Genomic DNA, 25,639 nt, shown 5'->3' with positions numbered 1-25,639 from the left:
TGGCCACAGGTTGAGTCGTGAGAGGACGAGAAATCAGGTGGTCAGCGGCCGGGGCCCACTCGTGCGTGGCCCCGGCTGCGGACCGGCGCCGCCTAGCGCATGCGTTCGGCGGCCTCGCGCATGGCTGCTTCCACCGACTGGCGACCGGACGTGATATTGCCCAGCGCTACTTCCGCATTGGACCAGAAGGCATCCATCTGCGGGATATTGGGCATGGGATGACCCATTTCGGCATTGTCGAAGGTGGCCTGCAGACGATCCGCGTCATCAGCATTGTCCACCAGTTCCTGCAGGTAGCCTTCGTGGGCCGGGACGCCCAGGGTCTGGCTCGGATCTGTCGTATCCATGGTGCGCAGGCCATCGACGGTGAGCAGATACTCTTCCATGAAGATTTCCACCAGGTCCATGTTCGGTGAAGAAGCGCTCACCACGGCACCCGGGATACCCACAAACGGCTTGCCGAGTTCGCCCTCAACGGCCGGAATCGGCGCCACGCCGAAATCGATGCCGGCTGATTCATAGCCGGCCCAGCCCCAGGGGCCATTGATGATCATGGCCACATCACCGGAGACAAAGGCGTTTTCCATGTCGCCGTAGTCGGCACCCGAAGGCATGACACCGCGATCAATCAGGTCACGCAGTACCCGCGCACCCTTGATGGCTCCGTCGCTGGCAAAGCCGATATCGGCCGGGTCATAGGTGCCGTCATCGTTCATGCCGAAGGAGTAACCGCCGGCAGAGGACAGCAGGCCATAGGTGAAGTAGGTGTTGTCATAATCCCACAGGATGGCATTGGCGCCGTTCAGGGACTCGTTCAACGCAAACACCTCGTCCCAGGTGGTCGGTGCCGCGTCGACCAGCTCGCGGTTGTAGATCAGGCCCACGGCCTCGACCATGACCGGCCAGCCGTACTGGGTGCCTTCATAGCTGGTGGCAGTCCAGAAGCTGTCATCAATCTGGCCACGGACCTCGTCACCCACCGAAATCGGCTGAATGAAGCCGGAGTCGGCCCAGCTGCCAAAGCGGTCATGGGCCCAGATCACGATGTCCGGGCCGCGGCCGGCAGCGGCTTCCTGCTGGAAACGTTCTTCCAGGTTGTCCGGCGCTTCCACGGTAACAGGGATACCCAGTTCTTCCGCGAACTGGTCACCCACGGCCTGCAGGCCATTGTAGGCCTTGTCGGCACCGATCCAGATCAGCAGCTCACCCTCGGAGACTGCATGGGCATTCATCGCCAGAGCAGCACTGGTGGCAGCAATGGCAGTAGCGAGACCTTTTTTCATGAGAATCATCCTGTCGCATTATTATTGTGTGGCGGACGACCGGGTTGCACACCCGAGTCCGAATGCGACGCCAAAATTACGCCCGGGCGGCAGATCGGAGCAAACAAATCAGGCCGAACGGCAGGGATTTCCACCCGCTGCCCTGCACCCCCTGTGCGTACTCCTCCCCGCATCGGCACAGGGGGTAGGAAAAAGGGTGGGGTTGGACTCTGCATCCACCCCCACCCCGGGGGTGCAGCAATCGATTGCAACGTTGGGGTTCGGCGATGGAGAGGAGAATAATGGCGGCGGGCAAAAGGTTTGCGGTCAGGGGTTAAGGCTGTTGATCCAGGCGGTCACAAGATCTTCGGCGGCACTGTTCAGCGCCTGGCGCAGGGCCCGGTCGGAGGAACCGCCCAGTCCGCGCCGCTGGGTGCTGGTCTGCCAGCGTATCTGGCCCAGCTCATCGACCAGTTCGGCATTGACCGTAAGCAGTACCTGATGGCCGTGCTCGAGCTGCCTGTTCTCGCGGCGGGTGGAGAGCCGCAGCGTCCAGTCAGCGGCGGCGGGCTGATCGACAAAGCCCAGACCGCGCTCGGTCCAGGGAGCGGTCAGCACCGTTCTGTTGTCCTGCCCGGTGGCATCCCGCGTATCCAGATACAGACTGATGTCGTCGACAATGGCGGTGTACTGCTGCCGACGGGATTGGTAGAGTTCGGGCCAATCCGGGTCCACCGCACGCCCGGCAAACAGGCGGTGCAGCTGGTCGCGCGCCTGCTGGCGGCCGACCACGGTCATCACCCGTTGCCAGGCCGTGAAGCGGGCCCAGAGTCCGGCGCCATCCAGTTCACTCGCGGTGGGTTCGGCCATGGCCGGCAGATCATCGCGCCAGGCCTGCCGCAGTCGCTCGGCGGCACGGGCAGTATCCAGCGAGACCAGTACATAGAGAAAGCCGTCCGGGCTCTCCCAGGTGTCTTCCAGTTGCACGTCATCCAGCTCGATGTCATCCACCCGACTGCTGACCGACTGGCTGTAGAGCCGGCTCACCGCGCCATCGGCCTCGGTAACCTCGCTGCGGGTCTCGGCCATGATGCGCACGCGCAGGCCGGTCATCAGATCCGCGGTGGCGGCCTGACGGGCCCGCGACTGACTGGCCGCGAGGTTGTCGTCCAGCGGACTGCCGCCGCTGCCATAGACCACAGGGCCGGAACGGGTCGGCTGTACCACCCAGCTCGGGCGCTCCCCGACCCGCTCGGTGTCAGACGGTACCGGGGTAGAGGTACAGGCCGCCAGCAGCCCCAGAACACCCAGGGCGGTCGCTGCCGACAATGCGCGCATCCTGTTCACCAGCCGTTACCGGCGCTGCTGGAACTTCTGAATGCGTTCGGTACCCAGCCAGACATCCCGGGTGTCCAGAATGCTGATCAGTCGCATGTCGACCTGATAGCTGGTGACCCGGTTGCCGTCCAGTGTATCCACGAAGGAATTGATCTCGCCGGTCAGGGCAAAGTCGGCGCCCAGTTCCTGACCCATGGCCTGGATGGTGTCTTCGCGCGCATGCTGCTCCTGCTCCAGGCGTTCCTGGCGGATGTCGTCACGCTCTTCACCACTGGCCACGAAGTCCAGTTGACCGGTCTGCAGCATGGCGCGGCGGATATCGTTGATGAAGGTATTGACGGGAATATGCTCATGCGACCGATTGCGGATGCTGTGCACGATCACCACCGGCTCGCGGCCATGTTCGGCAACAAAGCGGTTGTACCAGGGGAAGGTGACCATATCCTCGATCATGGTCTGCGAGACCAGCCGCGAATCGGTGGAGTTCCAGCGGTCGGTCAGCGCAATTTCCTGGTCCGGGTCTTCCCGGCTGACGGTAACGGAAGGCCCGCCACAGGCGGCCAGCACCACCAGCAACAACAGAAGCAACAGGCCGGTCAGCCTGGATGGGTGTCGAATGGTCATGGTTTCAGTCCTCATGGCCTCAGTGGTCTCATGTCGGGGCGCTGATGGCACGGGTGTACCCGTCAGCGCTGTTCAAAGGTTCTGACCAGATAGAGATTGACCTGCCTTGGCACGGGGTCAATCTCACGGGTCCATTGGGTGCGCCCGGACTGCTCCAGGCGCAGGGTCTGTGGCTCCGCCTGCACGCGCACCAGCGCCATCCGGGCGCGCCTGGGCATCGTGGCCCAGTGGCGGGTTTCTGCCCGGGCCGTGGCCGTGGTCGCGGCCCGCCCCAGCAGGTTGATCAGCAGGCCCAGGCCCTCGTCGCTGTGGTTGCTCACGGCACCACTGACGGCGGAACTGGTGGTATTGCGCACGGTTTCCCGCAGCAGAGCCGCCATCATTTCGTCCTGCGCCACGCGCAAACGCTCCTGCCGCTTGATCTGTTCCGGATCCGCCATCACGGTCAGCCGCACGGGCTGCCGGTCATCGCCCAGGTGCAGGCGGCTGGCAGCGGGCTCCGGACCGGCTGGCGGATACCAGGGCACGGACACCCGCACCCCGACCGGACCGATACCATCCAGCAGCCCAACCTCCTGCGCCACTTCCCAGAGCGGCCCCAGATACACCTGCTTCGAGTGCAGTGGGTTGTCCAGCACCTGGAGCACGCCGCCGGCCTGATAGCGCAACAGCAAATCGCCCAGCCCATGGTCGGCATAATGCAGCGTGAACCAGGCCAGTTGCTGGGCACCCTCCTCGCCTTCACGCGAGACCAGCGGGCGCAGCATCAGTGACTCTGCCTCCGGCTGTCGATGCAGAATCATGTTCATCTCGCCGATCGGCGGCACCCGCCCGGCGTGCTCCAGCACCAGCAGCAGGGATTCGTCTGCGGTCAGAGGCCGGATCTCGGCTGTGTCCAGCTCGTGTTCTTCCACCAGCTGCGGCCATTCGTCTTCCCAGCCGCCGCCGGTGCGCATCATGCGCACCACCGAAGCCCAGGCCAGGCGGGCCGGTTCGGGGCCCAGATCATACTGCTCCGCATAACCGAGCTCGTAGGCCCGAGCGGCCTGCTGGTAGGCAACGCGGGCGCTGTCCCATTCGCCCAGATTCTCATAGGTCACGCCGGTAAGGAAGCGACCCCAGGCATCATCACGGTAGATCAGATCCTCCGGGTCCAGGTACTGACCCCGCAGCTGACGCAGAATACGCAGAAAGGCACTGGCAGTGTCGTCTTCCTGCGTGGCCTGTTCCAGATAGTCGCCTTCGTCAGCGGCAAACTCGTTGAGGATGATTTCCAGCCGCCGTGATTCCACCCGGGCTGCATCCAGCCAGCGCGGGTCTCCGGTTTCCTGCGCCATAGCCAGAAAGTTCAGCGCCTTGAAGTAGTTGACGTAGGCATATTCGTAACCGGCCCCGCGATACGGCCCCTGAGCCGGGCTGGTCATGAACTCGCCAAAACGCTCGGCGCCAGAGCGCCAGGGCAGGGTGTCGCGCAATTCGTCAGCCTGCTGCAACAGCGCATTGCTGCCCTGATAGTCGCCGGCCAGATGACGCACCATGCCCACCTCGAGCAGGTACAGCAGATAGTCGCGGTCGCGCTCCTGCAGGGTTTCAGTGAAACGCGCCTCGGCGACCTCATAGTCCCCTCGCTCGACCGCGCGGATGGCCTCGGCCTGTCGATCACCATAGGTGGAGCAGGCGCTCAGGCCCAGCAACAGGAGCCACAGGCAGTGCCTGCCGCAACGGGCGACTGCCCTGCGGCAATGTCTGACGGTGCGCACGTGTTGACCTTACCGCCCCTGGGAGATACGCCGGGTCAGTTCGTCATCCAGTTCCTCAAAGCCCTGCTCGGCCCGGAACTGCTGCCACAGCGCGTTGTCATTGTTGATGGAGGTACGCAGTGCATTCTGCGTCGCCTGGGCGGTGACCGAGTCATCCATGGCCACCAGCACGTAGAGGGTGCCATCACTGGCCACCCGGCTGTCATAGATGCGCGAACCGACCAGATATTCATCCGTCACCAGTCGGCTGACCGAGGTATTCACCAGATCGACCGTTTCCGTATCACCGGACCCCGTGGTCTCGGCGTACTGCTTGATCATGTTCTGCACATGCACGGTAAACGCCTGCGCCAGTTGCACGCGCGCACTGGCCGCCGCCTGCTGCCGCATGAAATCCATGCCGGCGCCGGATTCCGGGTGTGAACCCACAGCGCTCAGTTCAAGCCCGTCCACGGGCTGATCACAGACCCAGCCGGGCGCTCTGTCGTCAGTGTTGGGGTAATAGCAGGGCGGCACTTCCGCCTGATCGCTGCGGCCGCCACAGGCAGCCAGCAACAGCACGGTACCCAGGATCAGGCCCGGGCGCAGCAGTGAATTGAACATGAGCGCATCCTCGCTTCTTTATTGTTAATGTATTCGCAACGGCGACAAAGGTCGTTGCCGTCGCCCAAAAAACTTTGTAAAGACGCGGCCCAGGCCGCGTCTCAGAACAGGATACGAGCCTTGATCGTACCCTTGATGAGGCTGAGCTTTTCAAGCGCCAGCGGGCCGAATTCCTGATCCACATCGATCACCACATAGCCCACCTTCTCATTGGTTTGCAGGTACTGACCACTGATGTTGATGCCGTTGTCGGACAACTGGCTGTTGATCATGGACAGTACACCGGGCACATTCTCGTGAATATGCAGAATGCGGTGCTTGCCATCGTGCTTGGGCAACGCTACCTCGGGGAAGTTGACCGCCGAAATGGAGGTGCCGTTGTCCGAGAACATGGCCAACTTCTCCGCCACTTCGGCACCGATATTCTTCTGTGCTTCCATGGTACTGCCGCCCACGTGCGGGGTCAGAATCACATTGTCCAGGCCGCGCAACGGGCTGACAAACTCATCGTCGTTGCTGCGGGGCTCGGTGGGGAAGACATCAATGGCAGCGCCCAGCAACTTGCCGCTCTCGACCGCTACGGCCAGCGCTTCGAGGTCCACCACCGAGCCCCGTGACGCGTTGATCAGCACCGATTTGTCCTTCATGGACTCGATCTCCGCCGGGCCGATCATCCACTTGGTGGCCGGTGTTTCCGGCACGTGCAGTGACACCACATCAGAGCGCGCCAGCAACTGTTTCAGGCTGCCCACCTGATGTGCATTGCCCATGGGCAGCTTGTTGATGACATCATAGAAGATCACGCTCATGCCGAGTGATTCGGCCAGCACACCCAGTTGGGTGCCGATATTGCCGTAGCCCACCAGGCCCAGTACCTTGCCCCGGCTCTCATAGGAGTCCTGGGCACTCTTCTTCCAGACCCCACGGTGCGCTGCGGCATTCTTTTCCGGGATGCCGCGCAGCAACAGTGTGGCCTGGGCCAGTACCAGTTCGGCCACCGACCGGGTATTGGAGAAGGGGGCATTGAAAACGACCACACCGCGTTCGGTGGCCGCCTGCAGATCCACCTGATTGGTGCCGATGCAGAAACAGCCCACCGCGACCAGCTTCTCGGCCGACTCGAAAACATCCCGCGTGAGCTGGGTACGGGAGCGAATGCCCAGAAAATGGGCATCACGAATGCGTTCTTTCAACTCTGCTTCCGGCAGCGACGACGACACCTGTTCGATCCAGGTATAGCCAGCGTTCTCGAACGCTTCCACGGCTGACGAATGAATGCCCTCCAACAGGAGAATCTTGATCTTCGATTTATCGAGTGACGTCTTGCTCATGAATCTCTGGGTTCCGGAATCTGTGCTGAGTAGAATCGCCGTGCCGGCGTCGACCTTCGGGGTCGCCCCGCGGAGCGGGAGCGCGGATTCTATCACACTGCGATCAGTTTACGTACAGCCGTGATGGCGCTCTCCTCCATCATGGCAACGCGGTTTTCAGGGCCATCAAAAAAGCCCCGGCGCCAGCAACGACGGGGCTTTCACAGACCATTCGAGGGCCCGGGTCACGGCACGGCGGCCAGACCCGGGGACGACGGGTCAGAGTACGTCGTAGGCGTTCAGATCCTTGAAGGCTTTTTCCAGACGCTTGACCATGGAAGTCTGGCCCTCACGCAGCCATTTGCGCGGGTCATAGTACTTCTTGTTCGGCTTGTGCTCGCCTTCGGGGTTGCCGATCTGGCCCTGCAGATAAGCCTTGTTGGCCTCGTAGTAGTTGCGCACGCCTTCCCAGGTGGCCCACTGCGTATCGGTGTCGATGTTCATCTTGATGACACCATAGCTGATGGACTCCTCGATCTCGGCTTCGGTGGAGCCGGAGCCGCCGTGGAAGACGAAATTGAGGCTGTTGTGCGGCAGGTTGAACTTGTCGGAGACATATTCCTGCGAGTTCTTCAGGATCTCGGGCGTCAGCTTGACGTTGCCCGGCTGATAGACTCCATGCACATTGCCGAAGGACGCCGCAATGGTGAAGCGGTGGTCAATGGCGTTCAGCTTCTCGTAGGCATAGGCCACATCTTCCGGCTGGGTGTACAGATCCGCCGCATCGACGCCGGTGTTGTCCACGCCGTCTTCCTCGCCGCCGGTCACACCCAGTTCAATCTCCAGCGTCATGCCGAGCTTGGCCATGCGCTGCAGATACTGACCACAGATCTCGATGTTCTCTTCCAGGCTTTCTTCCGAAAGATCAATCATGTGGGAACTGAACAGCGGCTTGCCGGTTTCGGCATAGTGCTTTTCACCGGCTTCCAGCAGCCCGTCAATCCACGGCAGCAGCTTCTTGGCCGCGTGGTCGGTATGCAGAATCACCGGCACGCCATAGGCTTCGGCGACGGTGTGCACGTATTTGGCACCGGCAATGCCGCCCAGAATGGCCGCCTGCTGACCGTCCAGATTCAGCCCCTTGCCGGCGAAAAAGGCCGCGCCGCCGTTGGAGAACTGGACCACGACCGGGGAGCGGACCTTGGCCGCCGCTTCCAGGGTGGCATTGACGGAGTCGGTGCCAACGCAGTTGACTGCGGGCAGAGCAAACTTGTGCTCCTTGGCGATGGCAAAAATCTTTTGCACGTCTTCACCGCTTACCACTCCGGGTTTTACGGCGTCAAAAATCTTGGTCATAGCGTTTCTACCTGTGTGCATGTGCTCGAATGTCCGCGCCCGGTATTATACATCATGGCCGGTGCGCGGCCCAAAAGGCCCTGTGCGCTCAGGGCCGTTGTTGTGTCTTGTATCGGGCCGGCGGTCAGCCCTGGCCCCTGGCGCGCTCCTCGAGGATGGCAACGGCGGGTAGGGTCTTGCCTTCCACAAACTCCAGAAAGGCACCGCCGCCGGTCGAGATATAGGAAATCTTGTCCGCCAGGTCGTACTTGTCGATGGCAGCCAGGGTGTCACCGCCACCGGCAATCGAGAACGCGTCGCTCTCGGCGATGGCGTGGGCGATGTCCTTCGTACCCTGTGCAAAGGCATCGAACTCGAACACGCCACAGGGACCATTCCAGATAATGGTCTTGGCCTGCTTCAGAATCTCGACCACTTTCGCGGTGGTTTTCGGGCCATAGTCGATGATCTGCTCGTCATCGCCGATCTGATCCGCGGCCTTTTCTTCCACCGGGGCGTCATGCCGCCAGTCGTCGAAATCCAGTTTGGTGGTGCGGCAGTCTTCGGCAAAGATGACTTCGGTCTTCTCGCGCAGGCGCCTGGCCTCGGGGATCAGGTCCTTCTCATGCAGCGACTTGCCGACATTGTAACCCTCGGAGGCTACAAAGGTATTGGAGATACCGCCGCCGACGACCAGCACATCGCACTTTTCCGACAGGGCTTCCAGTACCGTCAGCTTGCTGGACACCTTGGCGCCACCCACCACCGCCACCATGGGGCGGGCCGGGGTTTTCAGTGCCTTGGCCAGGGCTTCCAGCTCTGCCGCCAGCAACGGGCCAGCCGCCGCCATGGGCGCATATTTGGCCACCCCGTGGGTAGAGGCCTGCGCGCGGTGCGCGGTACCGAAGGCATCCATGACAAACACATCACACAAGCCGGCCATTTTCCGGGCCAGATTGTCGTCATTCTTCTTCTCGCCCGCGTTGAAGCGCACATTTTCCAGCAGCACCAGGTCATGATCACCCATGTCCACACCATCGACCCAGTCGCGGATCAACGGCACTTCCCGTCCCAACAGCTTGCCGAGATGCGCCGCGACCGGGGCCAGCGAGGCTTTCTCCTCGAACTGCCCTTCTTCGGGACGGCCCAGGTGTGAGGTCACCATAACCCTGGCGCCTTTTTCCAGAGCCAGCCGGATGGTGGGCACTGAGGCGCGAATGCGCTGATCAGAGGTGATGTTGCGTGCGCTGTCCAGCGGCACATTGAGGTCCTGACGGATCAGGACGCGCTTACCGGTCAGATCCAGATCGGCCATCTTGAGTACGGACATGGGACACTCCCTCGGTTGTCTGTGCATATTGTGCGCGCATTCTACCGATTAGGAGGCCTTTTCGCACCCGATTTATGGAATATTCTTTCAAAATAACGACACTGGAACTGCTTTTCCCTTCAAAAAGCACAAATATCCGAAGGTTTATTACAAAACTGGCGGCGCAGTACCCATGACGCAATACGAAATCGAATGACAAGCACTTGCTATTGACAATGATTCTCAGTCGTCGATAATGCAATCAAAGCATGGCCTGGATTCTTCATATCATGTACGTCTGTCTTTGCAACGCCATCACCGATCAGCAGATCACCACCGCTGTCAGCCAGGGGCAGGTCAACTCCATGCGTGATCTGCAGCGCGAGTTCGGTGTCGGCACCTGCTGCGGCAAGTGTGCCCGCGATGCGCGAGACCTGCTTGATGCCGCCCGTCCGGCACTGCCGGAACCCACTGCCGGCAATCTGTTCTATTCAGCCGCCTCGGCTGCCGCCTGACCAATCGCTACTGGAAATCCCGCCCTGTCTGAACTATAACATCGGGCATCGAATTCAACCGTCACCAACAGGGATGCCGCCATGCAAGGCGAAGCCGGTATTGTACAGACTCTCAATTCTGTCCTGTCCAATGAACTCGTTCTGATCAACCAGACCTTCCTCCACGCCCGCATGTGCCGCAACTGGGGACTTTCCGGGCTGAATGAGCCTGTCTACAAGGAATCCATCCGGGCCATGAAACGGGCCGACGCACTGATCGAACGCATTCTGTTTCTGGAAGGGCTGCCCAACCTGCAGCATCTCGGCCGCCTGCGCATCGGTGAAGTGGTGCCGGAAATGCTGCAGTGCGATCTCGACCTGATGACGGACTGCATTGCCACGGTTCGGGATGGCATCACTCTCTGTGAGCAGAAGCACGACTACGTCAGCCGCCAGTTGCTGCAGGATATTCTGGATGCGGAAGAAAACTACTACGACTGGGCCGAAACCCAGATAGAGCTGATGGGCAAGATGGGGCTGGCCAACTACCTGCAGTCCCAGGCCGACTGAACAGGCGCCCCGCCCTGACACAACCTCTTTCAAGGAGTCTCGCATGCAAGGCAAGAAGACCGTCATCGACACACTGAACAAGCTGCTGGCCATCGAACTGACGTCCATCGACCAGTATTTCGTGCACAGCCAGATGTATGAAAACTGGGGCCTGCAGAAACTCTACGAGCGAATCGACCATGAGCGGCAGGACGAAATCGGCCATGCCACCCTGCTGATCGAACGCATTCTGTTTCTCGAAGGCACACCGGATGTGGCCGCCCGGGACAAACTCCGCATCGGCGCCACCGTGCCGGACATGCTGCAGAATGACCTGGACACCGAGTACGACAACGCCGCCGCCCTGCGCAAGGCCATAGCGCTGTGCGAGAAAGAGCAGGACTACGTCACCCGCGACATCCTGCTCAAGCTGCTTGCCGACACCGAGCAGGATCACACCCACTGGCTGGAACAGCAACTGGGTCATATCCGCACCATGGGGCTGGAAAACTACCTGCAGTCGCAGGCCTGACAAAATGCCTCCGTCATGTCAGCGCACGGCGATACTGTTGAGTCCAATGCATTCTCGAAGGTCCGCTCAAAGCTTGCGAAGATCGATGGCTTCCTGGCCGAATTCATTGGCATTGGCGTGGCCGACGAGAAGCCACCCAAGGCACAGAGTCTGATTGGCCCAAAGATCACTTTTGTTCAATACCCATGATCCTTCTTTGGGCAGTCTGAAGCCCAACAGGAGGATCATTCATGTCAACAAAAACCGTTATCGTACTGGCCGACAATCTGCCGGCCGGCCTTGTTGCAAACTTCGCTGCTGTTCTGGGCATGAGCCTTGGCAAGCATTTTCCTGATCTGGTAGGCGACGATACCGTCTCGGCCGATGGTGTACAGCTCAAAGGTATTACTAAAGTGCCCCTGCCTGTCCTCGGTGCCCCGGGAGGTGATCTGCCCGACCTCTTTCTTGCCGCTGCGGAACTGCCGCTTCGTTGTGCCTACATGCGCGCCGCATTCGAGGCCAGCGACTATGCGGATTACACCTTGCGCATCAATTCCGCATCACTTGCGGCGCAGATACCACAGGGCCTTTTGCTGGCCGGGCCGAGAAAGGCAGTGGACCGACTGTGTGGCCGACTGCCCTTGTTGCGGTAAAGGACACAAGAGGAAGATATTGATCAAAATATGTTGTGTTATAACATTTTGTGCGGCAGGTCGGCCGTCTGACAGCGCCGAGTTCAGTACAGGGAGAACAGAGCCATGGAGAGACCGGCTCCGGCCGCCAGGCCGACAATCATCAGGGCGCTGTAGGTCAGCGGCAGGCGATGGCGACTGCGATCACGCCGCTGTCGCACCATCATCAGACCATTGGCCAATGAATCCAGTCCGAACCGATGTGTTCCCATGCTGATTACACCCTGCCCCTGGTTGTCCGCTGTTGTCGGCGCATGAGCGCCGGGTCTGCCACGACTGGCATCTAATCCAGTGCAGCATCATTAACTTAGTAATAATTGTTCGTATTTGCAAGTGCATTATCAGAGTTCTGCTGCACTCCCGATGCAGACCTGCAATGACGGCCATGCGCACCTGTGTTTTAATACCGCCATCTGAATCACGGGCGGACAGACAGCATGACGACGTCCTGCACCCTGGTGGGCATTGCGGGGGCTTCCGGGTCGGGCAAGACCACCCTGGCACAGGGTCTGAAAGCCGGTCTTGAAGCCGCCAACGGGCCGCAGTCGGTGCTGCTGCTCGGTGAAGATGCCTATTATCGGGATCAATCGCATCTGAGCCCGGCAACGCGCGAAAGACAGAACTATGATGACCCGGCAGCGCTGGATCATGCGCTGCTGGTCAGCCAGTTGCGGCAACTGGCCTCCGGGCAGCCGGTTTTGCAGCCCATTTACGATTACCGGCAACATACCCGGGCAGCCGAGACCCGGCGCCTGCAACCGGCTCCGCTGGTACTGCTCGAAGGTCTGTTTGTGCTGACCGTGCCGGCACTGCGGGATACGCTGAGCCTGCGGCTATACGTCGACACCCCTGCGGACCTGTGCCTGCTGCGGCGCCTGCGCCGTGACATCCGGCAACGGGGGCGCACGGCCGAGAGCGTGCTGGCTCAGTATGAGTCCAGTGTGCGGCCGGGTTTTCTCACCCATGTCGCGCCTTCGCGCCGCCATGCCGAGGCAGTGATCGACGGCAGCCAGGGCCATGACAGCATGATTGCAACAGGCTGGGCCGCGCTGTCCCGGGCGCTGCCCAGTTACACAAAAGGAGACTGACTGTGCCCTATGTTCACGATCTCAACCCGGTAGCCCTGGACCTCGGCTTCATTCAGGTGCACTGGTATGGCGTCAGCTACCTGGTGGCCTTTCTGGGCGGCTGGTGGCTCGGTCATTGGCGTGCCCGCAATCAACCCTGGCGTGGCTGGTCGACGGATCAGGTGAGCGCCATGCTCAACTATGTCATCCTGGGCACGCTGCTGGGCGGCCGCATCGGCTATGTGCTGTTTTATCAGTTCGGCGAGTTCATCAACAACCCACTCTATCTGTTCAACCTGACCCAGGGTGGCATGTCCTTCCATGGCGGTTTTATCGGCGTGTCGCTGGGGCTGCTGCTGTTTGCGCGCAACCATGGCAAGAGCTACTGGCAGGTGACCGATTTCATTGCACCGCTGGCGCCGCTGGGCTTCGCCGCCGTGCGCATGGGCAACTTTGTCAACGGTGAACTCTGGGGGCGCACCAGTGACGTGCCCTGGGCCATGATTTTTCCGCAGGCACCGGGCGAACTCGCACGCCATCCATCACAGCTGTATCAGGTGGCCGGTGAGGGCCTGCTGCTGTTCGTGCTGCTGCTGTGGTTCAGCAGCAAGCCGCGGCCGCGCTTTGCGGTTACCGGTTTCTTTCTGGCCGGCTATGGGATTTTTCGCTGTATTGCAGAATTCTTCCGCGAGCCGGATCAGCATATCGGCTACCTGGCCGGCAACTGGCTCACCATGGGTATTCTGCTGTCGCTGCCCATGGTCATTCTGGGCGTGATCTTCCTGATCATGGCCTACCGCCTGAACATCGACGACCGGGTGCAGCCCGCCGTCGCGCGCGGACCCGCCAAATCCAAACGCAAGCAGAAACGCTGAAAGTACAGGACACCCTGATTATGCAACAGTATCTGGATCTGATTCGTCACATCAAAGCCCATGGCCATGACAAATCCGATCGCACCGGCACCGGCACCCGGAGCATCTTTGGCTATCAAATGCGCTTCGATCTGGGCGCCGGTTTCCCGCTGGTAACCACCAAGAAAATCCATCTGCGCTCGATCATTCACGAGCTGCTCTGGTTTCTGAACGGCGATACCAATGTGCGCTATCTGCAGGAAAACGGGGTCTCGATCTGGAACGACTGGGCCGACGAGAACGGCGATCTGGGGCCGGTCTATGGCCGGCAGTGGCGGGCCTGGGAAACACCGCGCGGCGAAACCATCGACCAGATCAGTGATGTAATGGAGCAGATCCGCCACCGCCCGGACTCGCGCCGCATGCTGGTGGTGGCCTGGAATCCGGCCGATGTACCCAGCATGGCCCTGCCGCCCTGTCATTGTCTGTTCCAGTTCTATGTGGCCAATGGCAAACTCAGCTGTCAGCTCTATCAGCGCAGCTGTGATGTCTTCCTGGGCCTGCCGTTCAATATCGCCAGCTATGCCCTGCTGACGCACATGATGGCCCAGCAGGCCGACCTGGAAGTAGGCGAATTCATCTGGACCGGGGGCGATGTGCATATCTATAGCAATCATGCTGTGCAAACTGACAAGCAGATCAAGCGAGAACCATATCCGTTGCCGCAACTGGAAATCCGCCGGCGGCCCGAAACCCTGTTCGATTATCGCTTTGAAGACTTTGAAATCGTCGGCTATCAGGCGCATCCTCATATCAAGGGTCCAGTGGCTGTCTGAGCTACCGACCCCGTCAGTTCCGGCCCGTGCGGCCCATCAGTACAAGGAACCCGAACACCATGGCCAGTGATTCTGCTGCCTCTGTCGCCTCCGCTCTCCCCTCAGCTCGCCTTGACGCCAGCCAGTTGAGCTCGCGTGTGGACCTGAGCTACCTCGATTTCGAGACTACCGCAGATCTCGACGGGGCCTCCGGTTTTCTCGGCCAGCCGCGCGCCAAGGAAGCGCTGGAGTTCGGTATCAACATGGAAGCCAGCGGCTATAACCTCTTCGTGATGGGCGAGTCCGGCACCGGCCGGCAGTCACTGGTCTCCAGCTATGTACGCGAGGTGGCCACCCGTCGCCCGCCGCCACTGGATGTCTGCTTCATCAACAACTTCGACAAGACCCGCGAACCCCTGGTCATGCAACTGGCCGCCGGCCAGGGCAAGGTGTTCAGGGAGGATATGGAAGCCTTTGTCGATGAGCTGATGAGCACCTTCCCGGATGCCTTCGAGAACCCCAGCTACCAGCGCCGACGCGCTGCCATCGACCGCGAGTTCAACCAGAAATACGACCTCGCCATCATGCAGGTGGACAAGGTCGCCTCCCAGCAGGAGATCGCCCTGCTGTCGGATCAGGGCAGCATCATCCTGGCGCCCATTGTGGACGGCAAGGTGCTCGATGAAACCGAATTCGCGCAGCTTGCCGAGAGCGAACGCAGCGAATTCCAGCGCCGCATTCAGGACCTGGAAGAACTGCTCAACGAATCGCTGCTGGAATTGCCCCAGTGGCGGCGGGAAACCAGCGAGAAGCAGCGTCAGCTGGATGATGAAACCATCACCCAGGCGGTCAAGCCGCTGCTGCGCGAGCTGGAATACAAGTATGACGGCAATATTTCCGTGCTGCGCTACCTGCGCCAGCTCAAACAGCAACTGCCGACCCTGATCAGCGAGGTGTTTCTGGAAGACCACCCGTTGGAGAAAGTCTCCGACCCGGACCGCAAACAGGCCCTGCACGGCCAGTTGCTGCCCAACCTGCTGGTGCAGAACGAGCCGCAGAACGGGGTGCCGGTGGTGTACGAACTGCTGCCGACCTACCAGAACCTGTTCGGGCGCATTGAATACGCCACCCAGCAGGGCATGTCGGTGACCAATTTCCAGTTGATTCAGCCGGGCAGCCTGCACAAGGCCAATGGCGGCTACCTGATCATGGACGCCGAAAAGCTGCTGGTGGAACCCTTTGCCTGGGACGCGCTCAAGCTGGCACTGAAAACCCGCCAGATCAAGATGGAGTCGCCATTCATCGACCCCAGCCTGATGCATGCGGTAACACTGAGCCCGGAAACCGTGCCCTTGCAGGTCAAGATCATCCTGATCGGCTCGCGCGACATCTACTATCAACTGCTGGCGCTGGATCCCGAATTCAATGAACTGTTCCGCATCCTGGTCGATTTCGACAGCTATATTCCGCGCGACAACGACTCGGTGCAGCAGCTTATTCTGCGCATCAAGCACTATGCTGACGAGAAAGGCTATCCGGCCATCAGTCGTGATGCCGTGGCCCGACTGATCGAGTTTTCACTGCGCCAGGGCGAGCACCAGGAACGCATCAGTGCCCAGATCATTCATCTGTTCAAGATGGTGGCCGAAGCCGATTACCTGCGCCAGCAGAAGCGCGACAGCCTGATCGAGGCGCGCCATGTGGAGCTGGCGCTGCGCGCGGCGGAGTATCGCAGCAGCCGTATCAGCGACCAGATGATTCTGGAAATCGCCGAAGGCACGGTCAAGATCTCCACCGACGGTGAACGCGCCGGCTGCGTGAACGGCCTGACGGTCATGGAAATCGGCGAGTCTGTGTTCGGCTCGCCGGCCCGCATTACCGCCACCGCGTCTCTGGGTTCGCAGGGCATCATGGATATCGAGCGTGAGGCCCAGCTCGGCCAGGCGGTGCATTCCAAGGGCGTGATGATTCTCAACGGCTATCTGGCCCGCCAATATGGCCGTGACATCCCGCTGACGCTGAATGCGCATATCGCCATGGAACAGTCCTATGGCCATGTGGATGGCGACTCGGCCACCTGTGCCGAACTGGTGGCCCTGATCTCCGCCGTCACCGATATTCCAGTCCTGCAGTCGCTGGCGGTGACCGGCTCCATGAACCAGCACGGTGAAGTGCAGGCCGTGGGCGGGGTCAATGAAAAGATCGAAGGCTTCTTCAAGGTCTGCGCCAGTCGCGGTCTGACCGGGCGTCAGGGGGTGATTATCCCGGCCGACAATGCACGTCATCTGATGCTGAAGGATGAAGTCATCGAGGCTGTGGAAGCCGGCCTGTTCAACATCTATGCTGCACAGCAGATTGATGATGTGCTGACCCTGCTGCTCGGCCAGGATGCGCTGCTGATCCACGATGAGGCGCGGCAGAACCTGAGGTCCATGCATGACCGGCTGAGCGAAGAGGAGGACAGCAGCAAAAGGTGACCTGTTAAATACCGGCAAGTCACCCTACACTGACCGCTCCGTCGCCGCAGGCCTGTGGCATGCCTTCTGACCACGCGGCCTGCAGGTACGGCGATAACAACAAGAGACCCACTTACGGTAGGGAGAGACAGATGGAACAGAAAGTCTATCCGGTGCCAGACACCGCCCGGCAGAACGCCCTGATCAACAACGAACAGTACGCAGCCCTGTATCAGCGTTCCATTGATGACAACGAGAATTTCTGGCGCGAGCAGGCCGAGCGCATTGACTGGTTCAAGCCGTTTACCGAGGTTCGGGATGTCAGTTATGACCGCCACAACCTGCATATCCGCTGGTATGGCGACGGCGAACTCAACGTGGCGCACAACTGCATCGACCGCCACCTGCAAGACCGTGCCGAACAGACCGCCATCCTCTGGGAAGGTGACGAACCGGGCGATCATCAGGCCATTTCCTACCAGACGCTGCACGACCGGGTCTGCCAACTGGCCAACGGCCTGAAATCGCTGGGCGTCAGCAAGGGCGACCGCGTGACCATCTACATGCCCATGATCCCCGAAGCCGCCTATGCCATGCTGGCCTGTGCCCGTATCGGCGCCGTCCATTCGGTGGTCTTCGGCGGCTTCTCGCCCGAGGCTCTGGCCCAGCGCATTATCGACTGCGACTCCCGTGTTGTGATCACCGCCGATGAAGGCGTGCGTGGCGGGCGCAAGATTCCGCTGAAGGCCAATGTCGACAAGTCTCTGGCCGTCAAGGGCGCCGATATTGTCGAGCACGTCGTGGTCACCCGTCGCACCGGCGGTGACATCGACTGGCACGACCAGCGCGACCACTGGTACCATGAGCTGACCGACAGCCAGTCGACCCGTTGTGAGCCGGAGCGCATGAACGCCGAAGACCCGCTGTTCATCCTCTATACCTCCGGCTCCACCGGCAAGCCCAAGGGCGTGCTGCACACCACCGGCGGTTATATCGTCTATGCCTCGCTGACCCACCAGTATGTCTTTGACTACAGGGACGGCGACATCTACTGGTGTGCCGCCGATGTGGGCTGGGTGACCGGCCACAGCTATATTCTCTATGGCCCGCTGGCCAACGGAGCCACCACGCTGATGTTCGAGGGCGTGCCCAATTACCCGACCGCCGGCCGCCTGGGCGAGGTGGTGGACAAGCACCAGGTCAACATTCTCTACACGGCGCCAACGGCCATCCGCGCCCTGATGGGTAAGGGCAGCGAAGCCACCGCCTCGTCCCAACGCAACAGTCTGCGCATTCTGGGCAGCGTCGGTGAGCCGATCAACCCGGAGGCGTGGAACTGGTACTACACCGAATTCGGCAACAGCCAGTGCCAGGTGGTCGATACCTGGTGGCAGACCGAGACCGGCGGCATCATGATCACGCCGCTGCCGGGCGCGACCGACCTCAAGCCGGGCAGCGCGACACGGCCCTTCTTCGGCATCATGCCGGCGCTCTTTGGGCCGGATGGCGAGGAACTGAAGGGCGCCAACAGCGGCAATCTGGTGATCAAGGACTCCTGGCCCGGGCAAATGCGCTCCGTTTACGGAGACCACCAGCGCTTTATCGATACCTACTTCAGCGCCTATGACGGTGTCTACTTCACCGGTGATGGCGCCAAACGGGATGAGGACGGCTACTACTGGATCACCGGCCGCGTCGATGATGTGCTGAATGTCTCCGGCCACCGCCTGGGCACGGCCGAGATCGAAAGTGCGCTGGTAGCCCACCCGTCCGTCGCCGAGGCCGCCGTGGTTGGCTACCCGCATGACCTCAAGGGGCAGGGCATCTATGTCTACATCACACCAATGGCGGATGTGGAGCCCAGCGATGAACTGAGCAAGGAACTGATCCAGTGGGTGCGCAAGGAGATCGGACCGCTGGCCACGCCGGACCTGATCCAGTGGACACCGGGGCTGCCGAAGACACGCTCGGGCAAGATCATGCGCCGTATCCTGCGCAAGATCGCCGCCAATGACTATGGCGAGTTGGGCGATACCTCGACGCTGGCGGACCCCGGGGTGGTGGATGAGTTGATTGATCACCGTCTCAACCGGTAACAGGCGCCTCATGCCTCCCCTTTGTAGGCTGTGGCCCTTGGCCACGCATGCGTGAGCAAGGCTCACAGCCTACAGAACAAGGCGCTGCGGTATGGTCAACGCCCCGTGTTACCAAGTCCCGACGGGTTTGGTGCAGGCCCCCGACAGCCGTCAGATTGCTTCGTTGTGTAATTTTTGGCGTATCTGTTCAGGTCGGCATGGATGCTGGCCTACAGCCGGTTCTACCATTTTTACCAACAGACTTATCCACAGAATCTGTGGATAGGTCGAATTATTGACCAACCCGCTGAAAGGCCCGCCACAGAGGGCTCTGTAAGTTTTTCCGATGTTGTCAACGACCGCCTGAAGATTTTTCTGACAAAAGTTGTGCACATTCGGTTGACAGGCACAGAAGGCGCCAGAACCGGCCCTTGCAGAGGGTCTGAGGCCGTTAGTGCACTACTCAACCCCGCCTCGCTGTCGACCTGCCGCTTCCTTGCTGCGGTGTTGCCTTGGATAGCTCTTTAGTCTGTTGTTTTTTCTGCAAAAAAATATTTGACAGCCTCAGGGCCCTCGGCTAAAGTACGCCCCACGTTTGCCGGGGTGACCTGGCAGATCAGCCTGAAGTGCCTAGGTGGTGGAATTGGTAGACACGCTAGCTTCAGGTGCTAGTGGCCTTACGGCCGTGGAGGTTCAAGTCCTCTCCTAGGCACCACTTTCCCAGTACGCTTTCCTTTCTGTATACCCTGCTTCAGCGCCCTTGTATCGATCACCACGCCATTGGTGGCGTGCCTTGTCGTTGCCGACACGGGCCTGCTACTGGTTTCTGTAACGCTCCCGATTCTCCTGCTTCTTTTTCTCGCTCTTCTTGATCAGTACATAGAGTGCACCGGCACCGCCATGACGGGGCTGTGCCGAATGAAATGCCAGTACTTCCGGAATGCGCTGCAGCCAGTGATGGGTATAGGACTTGATCACCGCCTTGCGTTCGCCGCGCTCGCCCTTGCCATGCAACACAATGGCGGCGCGCACGTCATAGGTCTGGCAGTCCAGAATGAAACGAATCAAGGCACGCCTGGCCTGCTCGACGGTATGCCGGTGCAGGTCCAGACGGGCGTCCAGAATATAGTCGCCCTGCTTCAGGCGCCGAAACACGCCATGCGCCACGCCGGCAGCCCGCCAGCTCAGCACATCGGTCGGCTGCACCCACTCGATATGCGTTTCCGACAGGCCATCCACCGTCACCTGCTGATCCCGTTCCGCCGCGGCCCGCCGCCGGGCCAGGGCGGCATCCGTTTCCGGCGCCGGCTGGCGCTGCAGACGCACCGTAGGTTCTGCGCGCAGCCGCCGCACGCCGGCCATCTCCTGCGCAAACAGATCATCTTCATCCTGTTCTGACACGGTCCCGCTCCAATTATCAGACTCCAACAGCAGCCCTACAGTTTACTGGACCGCTTGCCGCTTTGCATTGATACACAGGCTCCCCGGCCCCACTCTACGTATAGGGTGTGAAAGTCTGGGGTCACTGACACAACCCACTCTTTACAATTCACCGGGCACTGCTGCACTATCGCCACAGTCGCCCATTGTAAAGATTGCCTGATGTCAGGCCTGGGCCGCAAATCTGGAAGGTGTGCACGCATGAAGACCGACAAACTCCTGCTCATTGATGACGACAAAGAGTTAGGTGAACTGCTGGTTGAATTTCTGGCCAGCGAAGGGTTCTCTCTGGAACTGGCCTACTCCGGCGAAGAGGGGCTGCAGAAGCTCGCCGAGAAAGACTACGACCTGATACTGCTGGATGTCATGATGCCCGGCATGTCGGGCCTGGATGTACTGCGGGAAATGCGCAACGCCAATACGGTGCCGGTATTGATGCTGACCGCCAAGGGCGATGAGCTCGACAAGGTGCTGGGATTGGAACTCGGTGCCGACGACTATCTGCCCAAGCCCTACAGCCACCGCGAACTGGTCGCTCGCATTCGAGCACTGCTGCGCCGCATCGAAATGGAGCATCAGCGCCCTGGCCCCGCCGTGCAACCGGTGCTGACGCTGGGCCGTGTGACCCTGGACACCCGGGTCTATCAGGCCCTGATCGACAAGCAGGATCTGGAACTGACCCAGACCGAGTTCAAGGTATTGCAGACGCTGATGGAACGTGCCGGCCAGGTCGTGACCAAGAACGAACTGTATCAGACGGTACTGGGTCGGCCGCTGGAGCCCTATGACCGCTCCATCGACATGCACGTCAGTAACGTACGCAAGAAGATCATGACTCTGTCAGAGGACTACAGGCCCATCAAGACCTTGCGCGGTGTTGGCTACCAGTTTGTAGCCAACTAGGCGGTCTGCTGTCCGCATGAGACTGCCCCTGTCCTGGATCCGCTCGCTGAATCCCCTGGCGTCCCTGACGGGGCGCATCTTCATCTGGTTCTGGCTGACGCTGGTGCTGATCTCCATGGTGTCCTTTCTGGTGCTGCAGCAGTGGGCCAGACCCTATGACCTGACTGACCTGACGCCGGATGAAGAACAGTTGTTGGTGTACCAGCGCGATGAGCTGGAAGGTTATCTTGAAGCGGGCATGACACCGCTGCAGGCCATTCGCTATGCCAGCATTCGTTTCGGCTTGGACCTCTATCTCGTCGACCCCAATTTCCGCCTGCTCGGCACGCCGCAACCCGACCAGATCGAACTCTACATGATCGGCGCCATGGTGGAGTCCGGTGACCCCCTGGCAGCGACCTGGGAAGACATCCGCTGGATTGGCGCCATGCCGCTGCGTCATCGCGGCGAGACCTACCGTGTCCTGATCAAGACCATCACCGACACTCCGGCCAACCGCCTGCTGGAAGTGATCAACGAACGGCTGACCTGGACCCTGCTGGCACTGCTGGTCAGCGGCATGCTCAGCCTGTGGCTGGCCAATTCCCTGTCCCGACCCCTGCGGCTGCTGCGCACCACCAGTCGGTCACTGGCCAGTGGCAAACTGGAATCCCGCGTGCCGGCAGTGGTGTCACGACGCGCCGATGACATCGGTCAGCTTGGCCAGGACTTCGACCATATGGCGGAGCGCCTGCAGAGCCTGATCGAGGCGCAGCAGAAGCTGTTGTCCAATATCAGCCATGAGCTCAGATCACCGCTGACCCGGTTGCAGATTGCACTCGGCATCGCCCGCCAGCGCGTCGAGGATGACAGCGCGGCGCCACAACTGGATCGCATTGAACGGGAAGCCCAGCGGCTGGAAGCCATGATTGCCCAGTTGCTGCAGTTGTCGCGGCTGGAAAACCGGCTCCAGCACATGGACATGCAGCCCATCGATCTGGGCAAGATGCTGCGCACCATCGCCGATGATGCCAACTTTGAAGCCCGGGCCCAGAACCGCGAGGTCACCCTGAAATCGGCGCTGCCGGTCCGGGTTATCGGGGATCAGATGCTGCTGAATTCGGCCATCGAGAACGTTGTCCGCAATGCCGTCAAATACACGCCGGAAGAATCGGAGGTGGTGATTGATACCGCCCAGCAGGGCGAATGGGTCATCATTCAGGTCGAGGATGCCGGTACCGGCGTCCCCGCACAGGATCTGCCGCATCTGTTCGAACCCTTCTTCCGTGCCACCAATACCCAGCAGGGCGGCTCGGGACTGGGGCTGTCCATCACGCGCCAGGCCGTGGAAGCGCACAATGGCACTGTGAGAGCCGAAAACGTCGAGGGTGGCGGTCTGCGCATCACGCTGACCCTGCCGATCAGCCTGCAACTGCCATCCACAACCGGTGACTGAACAGCAATACGGGCAGGCAGGAGGCAGAAGAGCGAAAGGTGATTAATGATCAACGGGCGCCAGGCTGGCTGGCGCCTGTGCAAGCTGCGGTTACAGCTGGAGAGTGAGTGCCTGCAAACTGCCGGCGTTCTGCCCGGCCTCTTCCGGTGGCACAAAGCCGTGCCAGGTCAGCAGGGTCTGCCAGCATTCGCTGTCAGCGTGTCGGGTATCCTGCAGCCAGCGGGCGCGCAGGCGGGCGGACATCAGCGTCGGTTCGGCGCACCAGACCTGGCTCATGGCCCGACAGGCCTCGGCATAATGCTGGCGTTGCCGACAGATAGCTGCCTCGTCAGCCCAGGTGCGGGCCAGAATGGAGGCCCGACCATCACGCGCCGCCTTGATCAGATGATCATCCCGCAGAGGTTCGGGAACGTGCTGCCAGTGGTCCTGCAACACCGCGGACAGATTCAGCGCATAGTCCGAGTCCGGCTGGCGACAGTCGAATTCACCCCGGCGCATGGCCTGCACGGCATAAACCGCCTTAACCACCTGCTGCAGAGAATTCTCGGACGGATCAACGCTGCGCCACAGGCGGCAGCGCTCGCGCACCAGCAGGGGCTCCAGATTATCCGGTGCCGCTGATGGCTGCCCATCAAACCAGGCCGACAGCGCCAGAATGGCCGGATAGGGTGCCACTCCCCGTTCCAGCAGGGTCATCAGGGGTTCAGGCCCCCGCTGACGGGAGAACGTCGACCAGCCTGGCAAACCTGCTGACTGCTCCTGTACAGAGGTCCATACATTGCCGATCCAGTGGAAGCGCGCATCAACCGGCTTGTCGCCGGCTTTCAACGCTTCCAGCGCCCACAGAGTAACCAGAACACCTTCCCAGTGTGGCGTCCAGGGTGACCAGCCGGCAACCTCGGACCACTCGCCATAGCACATGGCTCGCCCCATGGGAGACAGTTGAGCGCACAGATAACGTCCGTCAGCGTGCATGCACAACGGTAGCAGGTCAGGCCTGATAGCCTGTTCGGCCGGGGCCGCGTCGGCTACCCGCTCCAGAAACTGGTACCCTGCAGGCAGGGAATCCGCATCTGCTGTCATGGTAAGCCAGCCTCCCAGGCTGGTGCCTGTTGGTATTTCCACTACCGTGTTGTCATTATGTCCGGCAATCATTGCACTCTCCGGATGAGTTCAACTCTTTTAATTCTGAATTGGCTCTCGCCTGTTGGCGCCATTGCTGGCTGACACAAGGACTGCAAATACTGAGTCAACAGGCACATAGTAAAAGGTGTCCCGCCTGCGTGCACCCTGCATCTGCAGGATTTACACTAGTGCTCACTGCGTGACCCTGCGCACCAGCTGTCCGAGCAGGCACACATTGAGGAGTAGCAGCATGGTATCCCGGTCCATCCTGATCCTGGCTATCCTGGCTGGCGTCCTCGGCGCTGGTGCCGTCTGGCTCAGTCAAAGCACCATCATACCAACCGAGCCTGCGGCCATCATGCCTGCGCCGGAACCCCTGCCAGAGCCCCCCGCGACCAGCTCCGCAGCACCGACGGCAACACCGGAACTCTTGCCAGCGCCACTGCCCGAAACCCCCGCAACTGCCCCGGCAGCCCCCGAAGACCCGTCTGCGGAGCCGCTGACACCACCACAGGGCGACTGGCTGGACCCGTACTATGGCCTGCAGGACCCGGACGACATAGAGGCGGTCAGGGCCCTGCTGGTGTTGGCCGATGCCATGGACTTCAATCGTTTCTGGCAGCACATCGAGCCCCTGGCCGGACGCGGCAACAACTTTGCCCAGTATCTTACCCTGGCCTTCCGCGACTTTCTGGTGCTGGATGACAGCCTCCTGCAGTACGGCTTCGTTGAAGAACCCTATCTGAACCAAGAGCGCCGAAATCGGGAAAGCCCGAACTGGCTGCACTGGTTGTTTGCCGACTGGCAACCTTCCTGGCAACCGGGCAGCAACCAGTTGGCCGAAGCATTCGACCGCGCCCTGGCCGGTAATCATGCAGCCCAGACACTGCTGATCAGCCAGCCCGGCTGGTTTCAGGGCCAGGCCGGGCTGGACAGCAATCTGGAGGAACTGCTGGGCAACCTTGCCGGCAATCCCTACCTGCAACTGCAGAACCTGACCCGCGTCAATGCCACCACCCTCAATGAAGCCGGTACCGATGATGCCGTCATGGCCGGTCTGGCCGCCCGTCTGAACAGCTCTGCGCACCCGCTCAGCCAATGGCTGGCGGAACAGTTCAATGACACTCGGCAGAGCCCGGCGCAGCAGCGTTCACAGCTGCTGGATCTGGCCCAGCGCGGTTATCTGACCGCCATTCAGGAAGTGCGCCAGTTGGCTCTGACCGGACGCGGACGCTGGGGCAACGAAGACAACACACCGGTTTCACTGAACGACGCCATTCAGGTGCACCTGCAACTGGAAAGCCAGCACCCGACCAACCCGCTCGTCTCGGTGGCCCTGTGCGAGCTCTACCTGGCTCAGGGCGACTATCAGGCGTCCTGGAACTATCTGCACAAATTCGCCTATACCGATGACTGGGCGGAAGAGGTGGAAGACTACAGCTGCATGGCCGGCAACCATCAGGCCTATGGCGACCTGATGGTTGAGCGCGGGGTTGTCACCGAGGCGCAATGGCAACAGCATCTGGACACCATTGACGAACGCCGTCGGCGCATACGCAACCAGAGCGCCGGCTGAGCTGCAGATACTTCCCAAATGTGGCAAAGCCCTCCCGCCTCGACCATAATGGGACAGCGGTACAGGGAATAATACCGCTCCATTTCGCACTGCATCGAGCCGGCGT

General features: G+C 60.8%; 23 protein-coding genes and 1 tRNA gene. 13 read left to right on the top strand and 11 right to left on the bottom strand.

Annotation, left to right across the window (positions count from 1 at the left end):
- Positions 1-92 precede the first annotated feature (92 nt).
- The 8 genes from malE to E4656_RS09330 all read right to left on the bottom strand — a co-directional run bounded on the left by malE (position 93) and on the right by E4656_RS09330 (position 9,562).
- Positions 93-1,283 carry a maltose/maltodextrin ABC transporter substrate-binding protein MalE gene (gene malE / locus E4656_RS09365; RefSeq protein ID WP_135482967.1) on the bottom strand — a complete coding sequence of 397 codons (1,191 nt, stop codon included), beginning with the start codon at positions 1,281-1,283 and terminating at the stop codon, positions 93-95.
- A 306-nt stretch (positions 1,284-1,589) separates the two neighbouring features.
- The gene (locus E4656_RS09360; RefSeq protein WP_167856006.1) at positions 1,590-2,591 is read right to left on the bottom strand and encodes an LPP20 family lipoprotein; all 1,002 of its coding nucleotides are present in this window, start codon (positions 2,589-2,591) and stop codon (positions 1,590-1,592) included.
- Between the two features lie 24 nt (positions 2,592-2,615).
- Positions 2,616-3,224, bottom strand: coding sequence for a penicillin-binding protein activator LpoB (locus E4656_RS09355; protein ID WP_135482965.1), 609 nt, complete (start codon positions 3,222-3,224; stop codon positions 2,616-2,618).
- Positions 3,225-3,286: 62 nt separating this feature from the next.
- On the bottom strand, positions 3,287-4,984 hold the full coding sequence (locus E4656_RS09350; RefSeq protein WP_135482964.1) for a COG3014 family protein: 1,698 nt from the start codon (positions 4,982-4,984) through the stop codon (positions 3,287-3,289).
- Between the two features lie 9 nt (positions 4,985-4,993).
- Positions 4,994-5,587, bottom strand: coding sequence for an LPP20 family lipoprotein (locus tag E4656_RS09345; protein ID WP_135482963.1), 594 nt, complete (start codon positions 5,585-5,587; stop codon positions 4,994-4,996).
- A 101-nt stretch (positions 5,588-5,688) separates the two neighbouring features.
- Positions 5,689-6,918 (bottom strand): phosphoglycerate dehydrogenase, encoded by a 1,230-nt coding sequence (serA, locus tag E4656_RS09340; protein WP_135482962.1) that lies wholly within the window; start codon positions 6,916-6,918, stop codon positions 5,689-5,691.
- Between the two features lie 258 nt (positions 6,919-7,176).
- The gene (gene fbaA / locus E4656_RS09335) at positions 7,177-8,253 is read right to left on the bottom strand and encodes a class II fructose-bisphosphate aldolase (RefSeq protein WP_135482961.1); all 1,077 of its coding nucleotides are present in this window, start codon (positions 8,251-8,253) and stop codon (positions 7,177-7,179) included.
- A 124-nt stretch (positions 8,254-8,377) separates the two neighbouring features.
- Positions 8,378-9,562: a phosphoglycerate kinase gene (locus tag E4656_RS09330; RefSeq protein WP_135482960.1), complete on the bottom strand. Its 1,185-nt coding sequence runs from the start codon at positions 9,560-9,562 to the stop codon at positions 8,378-8,380.
- A 248-nt stretch (positions 9,563-9,810) separates the two neighbouring features.
- On the opposite strand from E4656_RS09330, the gene E4656_RS09325 reads away from it, so the two are divergent.
- The 4 genes from E4656_RS09325 to E4656_RS09310 all read left to right on the top strand — a co-directional run bounded on the left by E4656_RS09325 (position 9,811) and on the right by E4656_RS09310 (position 11,748).
- A complete protein-coding gene (locus E4656_RS09325; RefSeq protein ID WP_240753950.1) occupies positions 9,811-10,056 on the top strand; it encodes a bacterioferritin-associated ferredoxin in 246 nt (81 codons plus the stop codon).
- Between the two features lie 81 nt (positions 10,057-10,137).
- Complete coding sequence (bfr, locus tag E4656_RS09320; protein ID WP_135482959.1) at positions 10,138-10,605, top strand: bacterioferritin; 468 nt, start codon at positions 10,138-10,140, stop codon at positions 10,603-10,605.
- A gap of 43 nt (positions 10,606-10,648) precedes the next feature.
- Complete coding sequence (bfr, locus tag E4656_RS09315; RefSeq protein ID WP_135482958.1) at positions 10,649-11,116, top strand: bacterioferritin; 468 nt, start codon at positions 10,649-10,651, stop codon at positions 11,114-11,116.
- A 230-nt stretch (positions 11,117-11,346) separates the two neighbouring features.
- Complete coding sequence (locus E4656_RS09310; RefSeq protein ID WP_135482957.1) at positions 11,347-11,748, top strand: DUF2000 domain-containing protein; 402 nt, start codon at positions 11,347-11,349, stop codon at positions 11,746-11,748.
- Between the two features lie 83 nt (positions 11,749-11,831).
- Here E4656_RS09310 and E4656_RS20230 read toward each other — a convergent pair whose 3' ends face one another.
- On the bottom strand, positions 11,832-11,999 hold the full coding sequence (locus E4656_RS20230; RefSeq protein WP_167856005.1) for a hypothetical protein: 168 nt from the start codon (positions 11,997-11,999) through the stop codon (positions 11,832-11,834).
- Positions 12,000-12,224: 225 nt separating this feature from the next.
- Here E4656_RS20230 and udk point away from each other — a divergent pair, with 225 nt between their 5' ends.
- The 6 genes from udk (at position 12,225) to E4656_RS09280 (ending at position 19,769) form a co-directional block, all read left to right on the top strand.
- Positions 12,225-12,875 (top strand): uridine kinase, encoded by a 651-nt coding sequence (gene udk / locus E4656_RS09305; RefSeq protein WP_135482956.1) that lies wholly within the window; start codon positions 12,225-12,227, stop codon positions 12,873-12,875.
- A 2-nt stretch (positions 12,876-12,877) separates the two neighbouring features.
- Entirely contained in the window at positions 12,878-13,729 is an 852-nt protein-coding gene (lgt, locus tag E4656_RS09300) for a prolipoprotein diacylglyceryl transferase (RefSeq protein WP_135482955.1), read from the top strand.
- Between the two features lie 20 nt (positions 13,730-13,749).
- A complete protein-coding gene (thyA, locus tag E4656_RS09295) occupies positions 13,750-14,544 on the top strand; it encodes a thymidylate synthase (protein ID WP_135482954.1) in 795 nt (264 codons plus the stop codon).
- 59 nt (positions 14,545-14,603) lie between these two features.
- Entirely contained in the window at positions 14,604-17,000 is a 2,397-nt protein-coding gene (locus E4656_RS09290) for a Lon protease family protein (protein ID WP_135482953.1), read from the top strand.
- Between the two features lie 131 nt (positions 17,001-17,131).
- Positions 17,132-19,075 carry an acetate--CoA ligase gene (gene acs, locus E4656_RS09285; RefSeq protein ID WP_135482952.1) on the top strand — a complete coding sequence of 648 codons (1,944 nt, stop codon included), beginning with the start codon at positions 17,132-17,134 and terminating at the stop codon, positions 19,073-19,075.
- A 607-nt stretch (positions 19,076-19,682) separates the two neighbouring features.
- Positions 19,683-19,769, top strand: a tRNA-Leu gene (locus E4656_RS09280).
- A gap of 101 nt (positions 19,770-19,870) precedes the next feature.
- Here the strand turns inward: E4656_RS09280 and smrA are convergent.
- Complete coding sequence (smrA, locus tag E4656_RS09275) at positions 19,871-20,455, bottom strand: DNA endonuclease SmrA (RefSeq protein WP_135482951.1); 585 nt, start codon at positions 20,453-20,455, stop codon at positions 19,871-19,873.
- Positions 20,456-20,695: 240 nt separating this feature from the next.
- Between smrA and E4656_RS09270 the strand changes: the two genes are divergently transcribed.
- Together E4656_RS09270 and E4656_RS09265 are read left to right on the top strand one after the other, a co-directional pair.
- Positions 20,696-21,397, top strand: coding sequence for a response regulator transcription factor (locus tag E4656_RS09270; protein ID WP_135482950.1), 702 nt, complete (start codon positions 20,696-20,698; stop codon positions 21,395-21,397).
- Positions 21,398-21,413: 16 nt separating this feature from the next.
- A complete protein-coding gene (locus tag E4656_RS09265) occupies positions 21,414-22,832 on the top strand; it encodes an ATP-binding protein (protein ID WP_135482949.1) in 1,419 nt (472 codons plus the stop codon).
- Between the two features lie 90 nt (positions 22,833-22,922).
- On the opposite strand, the gene E4656_RS09260 is transcribed toward E4656_RS09265, so the two are convergent.
- A complete protein-coding gene (locus E4656_RS09260; RefSeq protein ID WP_135482948.1) occupies positions 22,923-23,987 on the bottom strand; it encodes a hypothetical protein in 1,065 nt (354 codons plus the stop codon).
- A 220-nt stretch (positions 23,988-24,207) separates the two neighbouring features.
- On the opposite strand from E4656_RS09260, the gene E4656_RS09255 reads away from it, so the two are divergent.
- A complete protein-coding gene (locus E4656_RS09255; protein WP_135482947.1) occupies positions 24,208-25,533 on the top strand; it encodes a hypothetical protein in 1,326 nt (441 codons plus the stop codon).
- The last annotated feature ends 106 nt before the right edge of the window (positions 25,534-25,639 follow it).

The sequence above is a fragment of the Natronospirillum operosum genome (assembly GCF_004768465.1).
Lineage (GTDB): Bacteria > Pseudomonadota > Gammaproteobacteria > Pseudomonadales > Natronospirillaceae > Natronospirillum > Natronospirillum operosum.
This window is presented reverse-complemented; position numbering and strand designations above follow the sequence as displayed.